We start from the raw sequence: 14675 nt of genomic DNA, 5'->3' as shown, positions 1-14675 counted from the left end.
ATGGAATTCAATAAGATATCGGCTCAACTATTAGAGGCCATAACCACAATTGTTGGCACCGGTAATGTTTTAACCGGCCATGAAAGCCTCGAAAAGTACAGCCATGACGAAACCGAAGACCTGGTTTATTATCCGGAAGTAGTAGCCCGCCCGCAAAGCCCCGAAGAGGTTGCTGCATTGTTGAAAATCTGTAACGAAAACCTGGTCCCGGTAACACCGCGCGGAGCAGGTACCGGTTTAAGCGGTGGCGCCCTGCCGGTTAATGGCGGTTTGCTGATAGCCATGGAACGTTTTAATAAAATCCTTGAAATTGATGAACAAAACCTGCAGGCCACTGTCGAGCCCGGCGTTATAACCGAAGAGTTCATGAACGTAGTGGCTGCAAAAGGCTTGTTATACCCTGTTGACCCGGCCAGCAAAGGCAGTTGCTTTATTGGAGGCAACGTATCCCATGGTTCAGGCGGGCCCCGGGTTGTTAAATACGGTACCATCAGGGAGTACGTATTGAACTTGCAGGTTGTTTTAACATCGGGCGAGATCATATGGACGGGTGCAAATACCCTTAAATACGCATCGGGTTATAATTTAACCCAATTGATGATTGGTTCGGAAGGCACTCTTGGCATTGTTACCAAAATTGTGGTAAAGCTTATTCCTGCTCCAACTTTAGATGCTTTGATGCTGGCCTCATTCCCAACCAATGAAATGGCTTGCGCAGCTGTTTCGGCTATATTCAGGGCAGGGATCATCCCGTCTGCACTGGAATTTATGGAGCGAAGAGGAGTGGAGTGGGTTAAGGAGCATGATGATATTGCTTTTGATTTGCAGGATGGTATTGAAGCGTTTTTATTGATTGAAGTAGATGGTACCAACCAGGACGTGATTTTTACCGATTGTGAAAAAATAAATGCAGTGCTTGAAGAGTTTGACTGCCGCGATGTGTTGTTTGCCGATTCGACCGCTCAAAAAGAAGAACTCTGGCGTTTAAGGCGTACCATGGCAGTATCGGTGAAATCAAACTCGGTTTATAAAGAGGAAGATACCGTTGTGCCGCGTGCTGCACTGCCACAATTAATTAAAGGAATAAAAGAAACGGGTGCTAAATACGGCTTTGAATCAGTTTGTTATGGCCATGCAGGCGACGGAAACCTGCATGTAAATATCATTAAAGCCAACATGAGCGATGAAGATTGGAATAATAAGCTCAAATCCGGCATCCAGGAGATATTTGAATTAACTGTATTGCTTGGCGGCACCTTGTCGGGTGAGCACGGAATTGGCCTGGTGCAAAAAGAGTTTATGCCGATAAAATATTCGGAAATGCATTTTGCGTTGTGGAAAGGAATAAAGCACGTGTTTGATCCTAAAGGAATTTTGAACCCGGGAAAGATATTTTAGATTTCAGATGTGCAGATTATGGATGTGCAAATATGCAGATTTCAAATGTGCAAATGCTTGAATTAGATATGTAAGCGTAGATAAGCTACATATGCATATTCGTACATTTGAAATCTTGTACAATACACGTTTCATCTGCACATTTGAAATTTGCACATCAATACATCAATTCGTATTCAGAATTAACCTCGGTTCGTCATAATTGATCATCCTGTGCCTTTCAGGTGATGGGATAGAAACAGATTTATTGGCCGAGTAATCGTAGCTGATACAAACCGTTTTGCCGGTTGTTACAATTTCTTCGCCATTGGGGGTTATTTTTACCAATACATGCATCATATCAAAACTGCTGTTGCCTATGCGGATGGTACGTACATAGCAGGCAATATTATCCTGAACAGTAATAGGCTTAAGATAGTTGATCTCCGACCGGCCCAGGATAATGCCGGTATTGCTCCAGTCCCAGTTGATAATTTCCTTCCAATAACCAATCCGGGCTATTTCAAAATAAGTAAGATATACTGCGTTGTTTACGTGTCCAAATGAATCGATATCCGAAAAGCGGATAGGGATAAGGGTTTTATATTTATAATCTGTAAGTTTTTCAGCCATTTTCGGTCATTTTGTCTGCCTAAAATATTTAATAGTGACTTTTTGTCGTTTAATATAGGCGGTTTTGCTGTTGGTACAGCAGTTGATCAATAGGTTACGAAGTTAACAAAAAACAAAACTTTAGGAGGATATAAAAATGACATTAGTAAAATTTAACAACGGCCTTAAAAACACTTCAGCTAACCCATTTTTTAGTGATGTATTTGATTCACTGATCAATGATTCATTTTTAAGTGATAAACTGATTGCCCGTGTGCCTGCAGTTAACATCGCAGAAACCGAAAATGAGTTTCATGTTGAACTGGCTGTACCTGGCTTAAAGAAAGAAGATTTTAAAATCAATCTCGACAAAAATGTATTAAGTGTAGCTGCAGAAAAGAAAGCCGAAAATGTTGAAGAAGGTAAAAAATTCAGCAAACGTGAATATAGCTACAATTCATTTGTAAGGTCATTCACATTGCCTGAAAGTGCTGATCAATCAAAAATTGAAGCAGATTATACCGATGGTATTTTGAAACTTACTGTAGCAAAAAGAGAAGAAGCTAAATTTCAAACAAGAGAAATAGCTGTAAAATAATTAAAGACTGTTTTCATAAAGTAGTTAGTTTGGTTTGAAGGCCGCCCTGTTATGGGGCGGTTTTTTTTTGCAAAATAACCAAGCTGTAGCTGTAAGATATTTTAACTGACTTTTTATTAATTAACTCAAGTTGTTAGTTAGGTATTAATTCTGCCAAATGTGTCCCGCAAGATTTGTAAGTATTGCCAACAACTGATACTGATTGGTTTTTTGGTCATTTACATGCCGTTATAGATTTATGCGGGATACCGATGAATGCTTTAATGTTATCTTTTTCTGTTAAAAGTTCTCCTTTGTACATTATGAAAATATGACTTAACTTAGTACGCATAACTAAACATATATTTATCACAATTCTTAACAAAGGTACTGTGCCTATTAATCCTACGCATTACATCATTCCTGTTATGTTTCCGGTGATTTACCCATGTTTGATTATAACCTTGTTAACTAAGTAGCTTATTACAATTATTGTTATGATAAAAAAATTAGGCTTGTTTTTTATTGCCTGTTTTATTGGGGTTACCGAAGCTCATTCGCAAAATTTTATAAAGAATTTCAATTCGGTGTCGGCTTTTGTACAATTCGGCAACGGGATGTTGTTTGCTGGTGATGATGGCATACACGGACCGGAATTATGGAAAACAGATGGTACAGTAGCCGGCACGGTCATGGTGAAAGACATTTACACCGGCACAAACGGATCGGGCATAACATCTATCGGCATTTTTAAAGGCAACGCCTATTTCGCAGCCAATGATGGTATTCATGGCACACAGTTGTGGAGAAGCGACGGTACAGTCAATGGCACAATGATGGTTAAAAATGTAGGCCCTACACCTACAGGCTACGGTTTCCAACCCAAGCTGTTTACAACTTACAATGGTCTTCTTTATTTTGTAGGAACATCCGATGGGATCACCTTTTCGCTTTGGAAAACTGATGGCACATCAAATGGTACGGTGCAGGTAACTGTAAATGACTATTCTATTATTTCACAGTTAGTAGTGGCGGGTAATAAGTTATATTTTAGCAAAAACGGGCTTTGGGCATCAGACGGTACGGCTGCCGGTACTAAACAAATCCCTGTCGATAATAACCAGATTCTTGGTATGCTGACCAATATAAACAATAATCTGGTTTTCATTACTGATGAAAACTACTACTTTCAGAACGTGAATCTTTATGCGTTGTCGCCATCAAGCAGTAAGCCTGTTCTGCTTCAGTCATTTAACCCGGGCGGTTATTCTACCAGTACTATCGACAACATAACCGCGGTGGGATCCAACTTTTTTTTCTCCATCCGCACCAGCGGTATAGGTTCAAGCGGCACTGATGTTTTATGGACGAGTGATTGCACCCCAGCCGGTACAAAAATAGTTGGGTCATACGATTGGCCGCAGGGGCTTGCGTACAATAATATGCGCAACTTTGTCAATTTTAATAACAAATTATACTTTGCTGCTACCTCTAATGCTAAGCTATATACTTCGGATGGAACTGCCGCAGGTACTGTTCAAGCTGCAAATGCTATGGTAGACTACAATATTACGCCCGTAGTATCAAACGGTAAATTATTTTTTAGCAGTCAGGGCGCATTATGGAGTTACAACGGCACTACAGCCAGTCAGGCCATCAATCAGCCAACTCAGCCTCAAGGTTTGTTTGATGGCAACGGCCATCTTTACTTTACAATTAATTCAAATTATCCCGTAGGGCTTTGGAATAATGAGCCGGCCGGACAGTTGCAAGTTAGCATGAAACAACAAAAACTGGTTAATGGGGCTACATCAGCTATTGCATCAAAACCAGATAGCGTGGTGACTAATCAGGTAAATCTGACCAATACAGGTAACAATGCACTTGTTTTTAGCGAAATAAGCGTTTCGGGAGCGTCCTTTTATGTAAATGGTACTCCGCCCCAAACTTTACCGCCGGGCGGCCAAACAAGTTTTAACCTGTTATATTCGCCACTTAAAGCCGAACAGGTTGGCGCGTTGCTAACAATAAAAAGTAATGATAACAGCGGCGAAACGGACTTTATATATAATTTAAACGGCACGGCGTCTGGTACAGTGATGAAAACGCCCGTAGTTCCTTCCGGGGGGCTTAATAAAGAGATTGTTTTTGCCGACAGCAATGCCGCTTTTACCTTATCAAATAATGTCATCAGCGAAAAGTTACCTGTAAATACCTCAATAGGAGCTTTCGGGGTGACTAATGGCTCCGGATACCAATACCAGTTGGTAGCAGGCAACGGTAGTGCCGATAACGGTAGTTTTACGATAGTAAACGGAACGTTGCAATCTGCCTCAATCTTTAATTTTGCGATCAGAAATACATATTCTATCCGGGTACAGGCTACCATGGGAACCTCAACTATTCAAAAAATATTTGCAATCAAGGTAAGCAATCAGCAGGCTAACCTGGCAGAAGCCTGCGCCAAATCATTTCAAAATTTAACCTATTCACTTAATGATGCAACTTACGCAGGTACCCGTATCGTTGCAGTGGGAACGGGTGGTGTAATCCTTAAGTCGGATGATGCAGGGCAAACCTGGAAAAAAGTAAATAGCGGTATAACGAATGATTTTTACAGGGTACAATTTACCAGCAGTAAAACAGGGTACATATCGGGCCAGTCGCCACCGATGCTTAAAACCGAAGACGGCGGAAATACATGGTTTCCGCTTACCTGGCCGCCAAGTCCACAATATGCGTCAGGTTTTACAAATATGTATTTCGCTTCTGATTCTGTTGGTTATGTAGTTACAAACAGTAATGCATACAATCCAAGTTCGATATTCAAAACAACCGACGGCGGACATAGCTGGAATCAGCTTTCCTACACCAATTATGAAAGTAACTTTTACGGCGTATGGTTTACCGATAAAAATACAGGCTTTATCTGCGGTTCATCCGGTACGCTTGTGCGCACTACCGACGGTGGAAACACATGGCAGGCTATCTCTGTAAGTGCGGTGGGATCAAGTACAGCCTTTAGTAACATCACCTTTGTTAGCGCTAAAGTTGGTTATATGACCAGTAACAGCGGCGATGTTTTGCAAACAACAGATGGCGGCAACACATGGGCACGCAGCGGTGTTCTGCAATCAGATGGAATAGTAGACCGTATCTACTTTCGGGATTCAAACAACGGTTATGCGCTGGCAGGATTTAATAGTGCTTACTTATATGTAACTGCCGATGGTGGGCATACCTGGACAATGCAAACTGTTGGCCAGGCAGGTGTATTTACTGCACTGGCTTTTGATAACAAAGGTACAAATCTTTGCTTGGTGGGGCATGCTGACGGATTGGGAGCAACTGCGCAGCAAGGAAGCGTTATTTACACTGGCAGCGGCAAAGGCACATGGGTACAACAATCTTATATTGGCAATAGCACTTATGTTGCGGGCAATCTGTTTGCTAATGGTACCGGGTATGTTTTTGGTAGTACAAGTTTAAAGACCACGGACGGTGGCACAACCTGGAAGCCGATGAATATCAGTATACCATATGGTGATTATTTAACAACCGGTGTTTTTTTAAATGCCGATACCGGTTTTTATGCAGATGATTATAACCTTTATAAATCAACAGACGGAGGCAATACCTGGGTGTTAAAAAACAAAGATACAACCACACCTGTTGCAGTACCTGTTACTTTTTATAATTCAAATTTAGGCTTCTACGCAAATGGGCAAACACTATATCGGACAAATGACGGCGGAGATACATGGTCTCCTGTGTTAAAGCCGCTTGGTTTGGGCCTTCGAAACATCAGCATTGCCGATCGGCTTACAGTTTATACCACAGGTATTGGGATGCCTCTTTATAAATCTACAGATGGAGGGAATACCTGGAAATCGACAAATTTTCAAGACGATCAGATTATACTTTCCTTGCATTTTTTTGATGCATTAACAGGGCTTGCAGGGGGAGTTAAGGGCCTTTTGCTGCGAACTACCGATGGCGGCCAAACCTGGACACAACTAACTACGTCAATGCAGCTGGATATTATGAATATGCAGTTTGTTGACAATATGCATGGTTATGCATATACAGCATACGATGAAGGACAAGGGGGAACGCAGATATACGAAACCATAGACGGAGGCCTAAACTGGTCTCAGATACTTCAACCTGGAAATGGATACGGCTTCCCGAGTTTCCAAATAAATGACGGACAGCTGTTCATTGCTGGATATAGCGGCTGGCTGATGAAATTGAACAATACAAGCCTGCCGCCCGTAAATGCAGGTTACATTGCCGGGGATACAGTTGTTGTTTCGGGGATAAAAACAGCTTATACGGTTGCAGCAGTACCAAACACCTATTACAAATGGAATATTTCAGGTGCTCAGTTTGTAGAGTACCATAATAACCAAGTCATCGTATCATGGAAAAACGGTGGCAAATATACATTACAAGTTACACCTTATAACAACTGCAGCAACGGACAAAGCAGAATAATAGCCGTTGATGTAGAAGATATGCCGGCTCCGGAGATAAGCGGGCCGGATACGGTGGCAAATTATGCCGCTAATGTAATTTATTCCACTCCTGTGAGTACAAACTCTTTTAGCTGGACGGCAACCAACAATGTTAGTATTAAGTCATCATCTAACCAGGCTACTGTTAACTGGGGCAAGCCAGGTAATGGCCTGGTTACAGTTGTAGAAACCAGCAAAGCGTTGAATATGCAAAAATCCTCCGTTTTGAATGTTGTTATACAGCAAGGGAAAGTAGCCTTACCAGACAGTAATTTTATGGTTTCTGTTACCAGTGCATCATGTCGGGGCAGCGCGAATGGCTCTATTGGCATCAAAGCCCAGGATGTATTAAACTACACAGTTACAGTCACCGGCCCAGGCGGCTTTACAAAGAATCTTTCCTTTACTGATAACCTAACTATTAATAGCCTTGATACAGGCGTGTATAATATATGTATTGGTATATCCGGAAATAGTACTTTCCAACGGTGTTACTCGGTAAACGTAACCGAGCCAAAGTTACTTTCGGCTTATTCGGTTGTTAATCAAACTTCACGGACAGTAACTATAGATTTGGCAGGGGCTAATACCTATTACATTAATCTTAACGGAAAAACTTATCAAACAAATGCCAGCCAAGTAAATCTACCTTTGAATAACGGTGCCAATCAGCTGCAGATTCAGACTGATAAGGCCTGTCAGGGCGTTATACAAAAGGTAATTAATATGGATGTGATTACCGTTTACCCTGTACCATTTATCGATGTATTGAATATTGACCTGGGTGGGAGCAAGGTATCAACTGCAGGGATAACTATTAGCGATTCATTTGGCAAAATAGTTTATAATAAACAAGCCGCAAACAATAATGGTAAATTGCAAGTGTACGTGCCAAATTTTATGATCGGTACCTATGTGCTAAGGGTTACTCTTGGCTCTACCTCAGTTATATTTAAAGTATTAAAACAATGAGATATTCATTTTTACTTATAGTATTAAGTTTATTAATAGCCGGTTGCACCGGAAAACATACAGACAATGTATCACCCACACCACCGGCACCAAAGAGTGCTATATTAGTGTTTCCGGCTCAGAACGCGGTTTGTGTATCAGGTGCGGTAGTTTCGCAATTGAACAGCACGATTCAATTTCACTGGAACGATGGTGGTAATTCCGATAGTTATACAGTTGTTGTTAAAAATTTGCTTACAGGCGATACGCTGGCTACAGCTGCGGCGGGTAACAGTGCAAACGTGATAGTTAGCCGGAATACGCCTTATTCATGGTATGTTGTTTCCAAATCTAACCAAAGTAGCAGTACTGCCAAAAGCGAAACCTGGAAATTTTATAATTCCGGGGATGGAATAACAACTTATGCACCTTTTCCAGCCGATAATTTAAGTCCTGCAATGGGGCGGATAATTACTGTGCCATCATCAGGCGGAATTACATTGAGTTGGCAGGGCGGCTCTGTCGATAATGACATAGTTGATTATGATTTATATTTTGGAACAACGGCATCAACCCCGCTTTATAAAAGCCACATCAAGTCGCCCACTATAAGCAATGTAAGTGTAAATCCCAGCACTACCTATTACTGGAAAATCGTTACCCGCGATAGTAATAATAATACCTCGACTTCGGATGTGGCGGAGTTCAAGACAAATTGATGCGCGGTGTAAATCCTTAAACCCTTTCCTGCCTTGCCACGATGGTCACGGATATTCGTTTTTACTTGTTTTTTTTCTAACGTGCTGTTAATCTCCTTGTAGATGGTTTACAATTTGATTGCTCTATTGGGGAGCATATCGTAAGATTTGACCACAATATCACATACATGCCAGTTTGAAATCCAAAGACCGGCAAATCAAGCGGAACTCGAACTTGCAGATGAGTCATATGAAATAATGTCAGTAGAGTAAAAAGACGGAAATACTGTGGAGTTTTCCAGATTACTTTTTTTTTGTTCAATTGTAAACGGGAGGCTGCCATTTTTACCTATAACCCAAGTTGGTTATGTAAGAGAATCAATTTTGCAACAAGTATAACCGTTGGATAGTGTTTAAAATGAGGCTTAAGGTGTTTAACAGCCAGCGAGATCTGATTTTCAACCGCTCTTTTTGAAATAGATAGTCGTTCGGCAATCTCGGTGTTACTTAATTGATTTACCCTGCTTAAAAGGAATATTTCTTTACATCGCGGAGGTAGTTTATCGAGCAATTTATCCAGGTCGGTGCTTAGTTCGTTAACTTCAAAACTGGTTTCGGCGCGATTGTATACAACACTTAAGTCATCCAGCTTTTCGTAATCTGCGACATATTTTACCGGCGAGGTATTGCTTGCTTTTATAGCGTTATATACACGGTATCGCGCGGATGAGGTCAGGTAGTTTTTAAATGTAATGATTTTGAGCGCATCCCGCTTTTCCCAAATATTAACAAATATGTCGTTTACAATGCCCATGCAGGTGTCGGTATCACGCAAATAAGAAAAAGCTTTTTTATAAACCAGCGCCCAGTAACGATCATAAAGCAGGGTAAACGCCTTTTTATCATTACGTTTCACCGCGGCAAATAAATCTTCATCTGATTGTTGAGCGTAGTTCATTTAAAAGAATCCGGGCTAAGCTTGAACTATGCAAGGTAATAACAAAGTTTTATTGTTGAGGGATAGCTGGGTGTCATTTTGGATGGTTTGCAAAAAATCTAAAAAAAATAAAAAAGGTGTGTGAGTTATTGCCGCGGGAGTTGTCTGTACTAATAACCGTTATACCCATGTTGTACCAGGAATTTAAAGAATTATACGAGCGTTGCACGTCAGGTAACTGTACGCCCGAAGAGCAAAAATTATTTGAAGAATATCGCGATCGCTTCGATTTATCGGATATGCCCTGGATCCCGGATTTTGGTGACAGAGCTGAAATTGAGAAACGCCTGAAAACAGATCTGCAAAACAGGCTATCTAAAAACCAGATAAAACCTCTTATCAGGATCCGATGGTGGGCAGCAGCGGCTGTTATTTTTGCTCTTGGTGGATTATTTGTTGTCAATAAGCATTTCGACAGAACTACTAAACCTCACGAAATTGCATCCGATGGAAATATTGTTAAACCGGGCAGTAATAAGGCCATATTAACGCTTGCGGACGGAAAGCAAATTATCCTTGATGGTTTGCGCAAAGGATACTTGTTTACACTTAATGATGTTGCCGTTAATAACGATATCGATAGCAGCCTGACCTATCAGAAAACCACTGCCCGAATCTCCCGTTCGTCACAGTCGTACAATATATTATCAACGCCCTTAGGTGGAAAATACCAGCTTACACTGGCCGATGGTACGAAGGTCTGGCTAAATGCCGGTAGTACCATTAAGTTTCCGATAAATTTCACGAGCAGGGAAAGAGTGGTTGAGCTATCTGGCGAAGCGTATTTTGAGGTGGCCCATGATAGAAACAGGCCATTTAAGGTGTCGGGTGCCGGCCAGGTGGTGCAGGTGTTGGGTACTCATTTTAATATCAACGCTTACCAGGACGAAAATGCAGTTAAAACCACCCTGCTGCAGGGGAGCGTTAAAGTTTATGGAAAAAATCAAACTCCGGACGTTCCTGAAATCATTATAAAACCCAATGAACAAGCTGTTTTCAAAAACGACTGGTTATCAAAAATAACTGTTGATGCAGAAGAGTTTGTGGCCTGGAAAAAGGGGGTGATCTTATTTAAAAATGCAGACATTCATGATGTAATGCGCAAAATTTCCAGGTGGTATAATGTTGAGGTGGAATATCAGGGCCAGTTGGGTAATGATACCTACAACGGTGAGATCCCCCGGAACGCGGCTTTTTCTGAGGTGCTGAAAATCCTGAAACTTGATGATATTAATGTAAAACAAAACGGGCGAAAGCTTATCGTTTCTCAATAGCCCCTGCATCATCCTATAAAAACCAATACCAATTATTAACCTCAAAACCCAATTTAAGATGAAGAAAACAGATACTTAAAAGCTCCCTTTAAAAATTCTCATCCATAAAAAATGCCGGAAGTGCTTCCAACACTGCCGGCAGGTTCCGCTTGCGCGGTAGTTTCTGGATCAGAGATTAATAGAAAACCAGCACAGTTCAATTTTAATCAAACCAAAAACCTAACGAAACTATGAAAATTAATCTACGTAGTTTGAAAAACTGCGAATTTCTGTTTTTAAGTCGAAGAACATTTTTAGTGATGAAGCTAATTATTTTGTTAACCATCGCTTTTGCTTTACAGGTTAAAGCGGATGTGTTCGCCCAAAAAATCACCCTGTCCGAAAACGGGGTATCGCTCGAAAAAGTATTAAAAGATATCAATAAGCAAAGCGGCTATACTTTCTTTTATAAAAATAAGTTGCTGCAAAATTCTCCATCAGTATCTATCAATGTTAAAGATGCCGATATTAAAGAGGTACTTGATATTTTATTAAAAGGTCAGGCGCTTTCATACAGTTTTGCCGAAAAAACCATTGTCATTAAGGGCAATGGTGAAACCATTGAACCGGATCTCAATGAAAATAAAGCGGTCATAGCTAATATTGAGGTTAAAGGAACCGTGGTAGATGAGGCCGGCAGACCTTTACCTGGTGCTTCGGTAAAAATTAAGGGCACAGGGCAGGGGATGACCACCAATGAGAAAGGCGAATTTGCCTTTAAAAACATTCCTGACAACAGTACGCTGGTCATCTCTTTCATCGGTTACACCACAAAAGAAGTTAAAGCAGCGAAAGACCTGGGGATTATTGCGCTTGTTCCTGGTACAGGCTTGCAGGAAATTGTTGTGGTAGGTTACGGAACTCAGCGCAAAGAACGCGTAACGGGTTCAATAGTATCTGTAGGTACAAAAGAACTGCAGCAAAGCCCTGTTGCTAATTTAAGTAATGCGTTGGCCGGCCGCTTGCCAGGCTTGCTAACCATCCAAAACAGCGGTGAGCCGGGTGCCGATGGTTCGTCTCTGAACATCAGGGGCTTCGGTACGACTAACAATTCGGCTCCCCTGGTTTTGGTTGATGGTATCCAAAGGGACTTTAGTGGCATAGACGCCAATGAGGTAGAAAATGTAAGCATCCTTAAAGATGCGGCTTCAACCGCTATATATGGTATCCAAGGCGCTAACGGAGTTGTACTGGTTACTACCAAACGCGGAAGGATCGGCACATCGCGTATCTCGGCAACGGCGCAAAACGGCTGGCAGTCACCAACTTCCTTACCGCAGTATGTTGATTCATACACTGGCCGCAAGCTTTATAAAGAAGGTCTGATAAACGATGGCCTGTTTGCCGATACCAACGCTTACACCGATGCTTTACTGAATAAGTATCGTGATCGTACCTATCCGGCCTACCAATATCTGTACCCTAATGTTAACTGGACAAAAACAATGCTAAAGCCGTTTTCATACCTCTCGCAAGGCAATTTGAACGTTACGGGTGGTACCGAAAAAACAAGATATTTTATCTCGTTATCGTATTTGCAGCAAAACGGTTTGTATAACTACGAAGACGCGGTAAGCCAGTACGATATCCAGGCCATAACCCATAAATACAACTTCCGGTCGAATATTGACCTGAACCTTACCAAAAACCTGTCGATGGAACTGAATCTTGGTGCTATTGTTTATGATAGAAATTATCCCGGGGCAAATGCCTCACAAATATTTAATGATATCAAACAAACACCCGCATGGTATTATCCAATAACCAATCCGGATGGTTCGCCGGGTGCCGCGCCCAATACTAATCAATCACCGTATGTTGATCTGACACAGTCAGGTTATCAACGAAACTTTGAAACCGCCCTGCAATCTACCGCTGGTTTTAAATGGGATCTGGGCTGGCTGACAAAAGGTTTGAGTACACGTGTCCGGTTATCATTTGATAATGATAACTTCCGAAATGTAAACAGACCGTTATCCAATATCACTTACCAATATTTATTGAACCAGGGAGTTGCCGATACTGAGACCGACCTGGCAGCTAATGGCCATTATGTGATTGTAAATAATGGTACCGGTACCCTTGATTACCAGGTGAACGCCAACGGATCACGACGCACTGTATTGGAAGCTTATATGAACTACGACCGCGATTTTGGCAAGCATTCGGTAAAAGCGATGGCTATTTACAACCAGTCGAGCTTTTTTGATGCTGTGGGTGGTGGTGTAGGAAACGCGAGAGCAGGGTTACCCTACAAATACCAGGGTGTTTTAGGCCGCGCTGCTTACGCTTATGATGACCGTTACCTGGTTGAATTTAATTTTGGCTATAACGGATCTGAAAACTTTGCCGAAGGGCACAGGTTTGGTTTTTTTCCTGCTGTTTCTGCAGGTTGGATAGCATCAAACGAGCATTTTATTAAAGATAACCCCTCGCTTAGCTTTATCGATCAAATTAAATTGCGCGGATCATACGGTATTGTTGGTAACGATAAAATAGGGTCAAGCCGGTTCCTCTACTTAAGTTCATGGGTAACCGGCGACTCATATAGATTTGGGTTTAACAGCAATGGAAATAGCTACACCGGTTACCTGGAAGGTCAGGCTGGCAATACCTTATTAACCTGGGAACGCTCAAAGAAAATAAACCTGGGCCTTGACCTGAGTTTATGGAAAGGGATGTTCTCACTTTCGGCGGATGTTTTTAAAGAACGCCGCAATAATATCCTGGCTACCTCGCAGTTGATCCCCTCTTTTATAGGCTTGCCGCAAATACCGGCGGTTAATGCGGGCATAACAGATAACCGGGGGTACGAGATTTCGCTAAGCCACAGGCACGAGTTTGGCAAAAAACAGGGATATAGTATTACAGTTAATTATGCCTATGCCACCAACAAGATCCTTTTTTATGCCCAACCCGATTATCCCGGTCGCGAATGGCAGGCTTTAAAAGGTACGAGTATCAACCAAATTTACGGTTACACCGCCCTCGGATTGTTTAAGAGCCAGCAGGATATTGATAACAGCCCTTCGCAAGCCAGCCTTGGTGTTACCAAACCAGGTGATATTAAGTATAAAGACCTAAATGGCGACAATGTGATCAACAGTTTAGATGCCGGTTTTCTTCCCGGAAAGGTAGCCAATCCCAAATCGCAGTTTGGTGTCGCGCTGGGCTATCATTATGCCAATTTTGATATAAGTGTCCTGTTTCAAGGTGGTTTAGGCGGCTCTACTTTACTGTCGGGATCAGGGGTTTATGCCTTTTCGCGCTTTGCCAGTTCGCTGGTACAGGTGGTTGATAACCACTGGGTAGCCTCAAATCCCGATGCCAATTATATGTTCCCGCGTATTTCATCGGCCGATAACGTGAACAATCAGCAAGCTTCCACCTTTTGGGTCTATTCATCAAATTACCTGCGCTTAAAAACCGTTGAACTGGGCTATACCTTACCCACAACATGGATGAAAAGGATAGGAATAGAGAACGCCCGCGTTTTTGTTAATGGCATTAACCTGTTAACATGGAGCAAGCTAAAAGATTTCAATTTCGATCCGGAAATTGGTAACAATGGTACTGGAACTTATCCGCAGCAAAAAGTGATCAACGCGGGTTTAAGATTTACATTTTAAAATA

General features: G+C 41.8%; 8 protein-coding genes. 6 read left to right on the top strand and 2 right to left on the bottom strand.

Annotated elements, in window-relative coordinates; translation table 11 throughout:
- Nucleotides 1–1398 (top strand): FAD-binding oxidoreductase, encoded by a 1398-nt coding sequence (locus BLP33_RS06905; protein ID WP_090525970.1) that lies wholly within the window; start codon nt 1–3, stop codon nt 1396–1398.
- A 165-nt stretch (nt 1399–1563) separates the two neighbouring features.
- On the opposite strand, the gene BLP33_RS06900 is transcribed toward BLP33_RS06905, so the two are convergent.
- Entirely contained in the window at nt 1564–2010 is a 447-nt protein-coding gene (locus BLP33_RS06900) for an acyl-CoA thioesterase (protein ID WP_090525969.1), read from the bottom strand.
- A gap of 136 nt (nt 2011–2146) precedes the next feature.
- Between BLP33_RS06900 and BLP33_RS06895 the strand changes: the two genes are divergently transcribed.
- The 3 genes from BLP33_RS06895 (at nt 2147) to BLP33_RS06885 (ending at nt 8753) form a co-directional block, all read left to right on the top strand.
- On the top strand, nt 2147–2587 hold the full coding sequence (locus BLP33_RS06895) for an Hsp20/alpha crystallin family protein (protein ID WP_090525968.1): 441 nt from the start codon (nt 2147–2149) through the stop codon (nt 2585–2587).
- Between the two features lie 476 nt (nt 2588–3063).
- Entirely contained in the window at nt 3064–8055 is a 4992-nt protein-coding gene (locus BLP33_RS06890) for a YCF48-related protein (RefSeq protein WP_090525967.1), read from the top strand.
- The gene (locus BLP33_RS06885; RefSeq protein ID WP_090525966.1) at nt 8052–8753 is read left to right on the top strand and encodes a hypothetical protein; all 702 of its coding nucleotides are present in this window, start codon (nt 8052–8054) and stop codon (nt 8751–8753) included. Before BLP33_RS06890 ends, BLP33_RS06885 begins: the two co-directional genes overlap by 4 nt.
- 328 nt (nt 8754–9081) lie before the next feature.
- Here BLP33_RS06885 and BLP33_RS06880 read toward each other — a convergent pair whose 3' ends face one another.
- Entirely contained in the window at nt 9082–9690 is a 609-nt protein-coding gene (locus BLP33_RS06880) for an RNA polymerase sigma factor (RefSeq protein ID WP_090525965.1), read from the bottom strand.
- A 167-nt stretch (nt 9691–9857) separates the two neighbouring features.
- Here BLP33_RS06880 and BLP33_RS06875 point away from each other — a divergent pair, with 167 nt between their 5' ends.
- Nucleotides 9858–11003, top strand: a complete 1146-nt coding sequence (locus BLP33_RS06875; protein WP_090525964.1) for a FecR family protein — start codon at nt 9858–9860, stop codon at nt 11001–11003.
- Nucleotides 11004–11302: 299 nt separating this feature from the next.
- On the top strand, nt 11303–14671 hold the full coding sequence (locus tag BLP33_RS06870) for a TonB-dependent receptor (RefSeq protein WP_175489956.1): 3369 nt from the start codon (nt 11303–11305) through the stop codon (nt 14669–14671).
- The last annotated feature ends 4 nt before the right edge of the window (nt 14672–14675 follow it).

The sequence above is a fragment of the Mucilaginibacter sp. NFR10 genome (assembly GCF_900100445.1).
Classification (GTDB): Bacteria; Bacteroidota; Bacteroidia; order Sphingobacteriales; family Sphingobacteriaceae; genus Mucilaginibacter; species Mucilaginibacter rubeus.
The sequence above is the reverse complement of the archived record's forward strand: the minus strand, read 5'-3'. Positions and strand labels throughout refer to the sequence as shown.

Excerpts from the sequence above, each read along its gene's own strand:
- BLP33_RS06905 (WP_090525970.1), top strand. The coding sequence starts at position 1 with ATGGAATTCAATAAGATATCGGCTCAACTATTAGAGGCCATAACCACA.
- BLP33_RS06900 (WP_090525969.1), bottom strand. The coding sequence starts at position 2,010 with ATGGCTGAAAAACTTACAGATTATAAATATAAAACCCTTATCCCTATC.
- BLP33_RS06895 (WP_090525968.1), top strand. The coding sequence starts at position 2,147 with ATGACATTAGTAAAATTTAACAACGGCCTTAAAAACACTTCAGCTAAC.
- BLP33_RS06890 (WP_090525967.1), top strand. The coding sequence starts at position 3,064 with ATGATAAAAAAATTAGGCTTGTTTTTTATTGCCTGTTTTATTGGGGTT.
- BLP33_RS06885 (WP_090525966.1), top strand. The coding sequence starts at position 8,052 with ATGAGATATTCATTTTTACTTATAGTATTAAGTTTATTAATAGCCGGT.
- BLP33_RS06880 (WP_090525965.1), bottom strand. The coding sequence starts at position 9,690 with ATGAACTACGCTCAACAATCAGATGAAGATTTATTTGCCGCGGTGAAA.
- BLP33_RS06875 (WP_090525964.1), top strand. The coding sequence starts at position 9,858 with ATGTTGTACCAGGAATTTAAAGAATTATACGAGCGTTGCACGTCAGGT.
- BLP33_RS06870 (WP_175489956.1), top strand. The coding sequence starts at position 11,303 with ATGAAGCTAATTATTTTGTTAACCATCGCTTTTGCTTTACAGGTTAAA.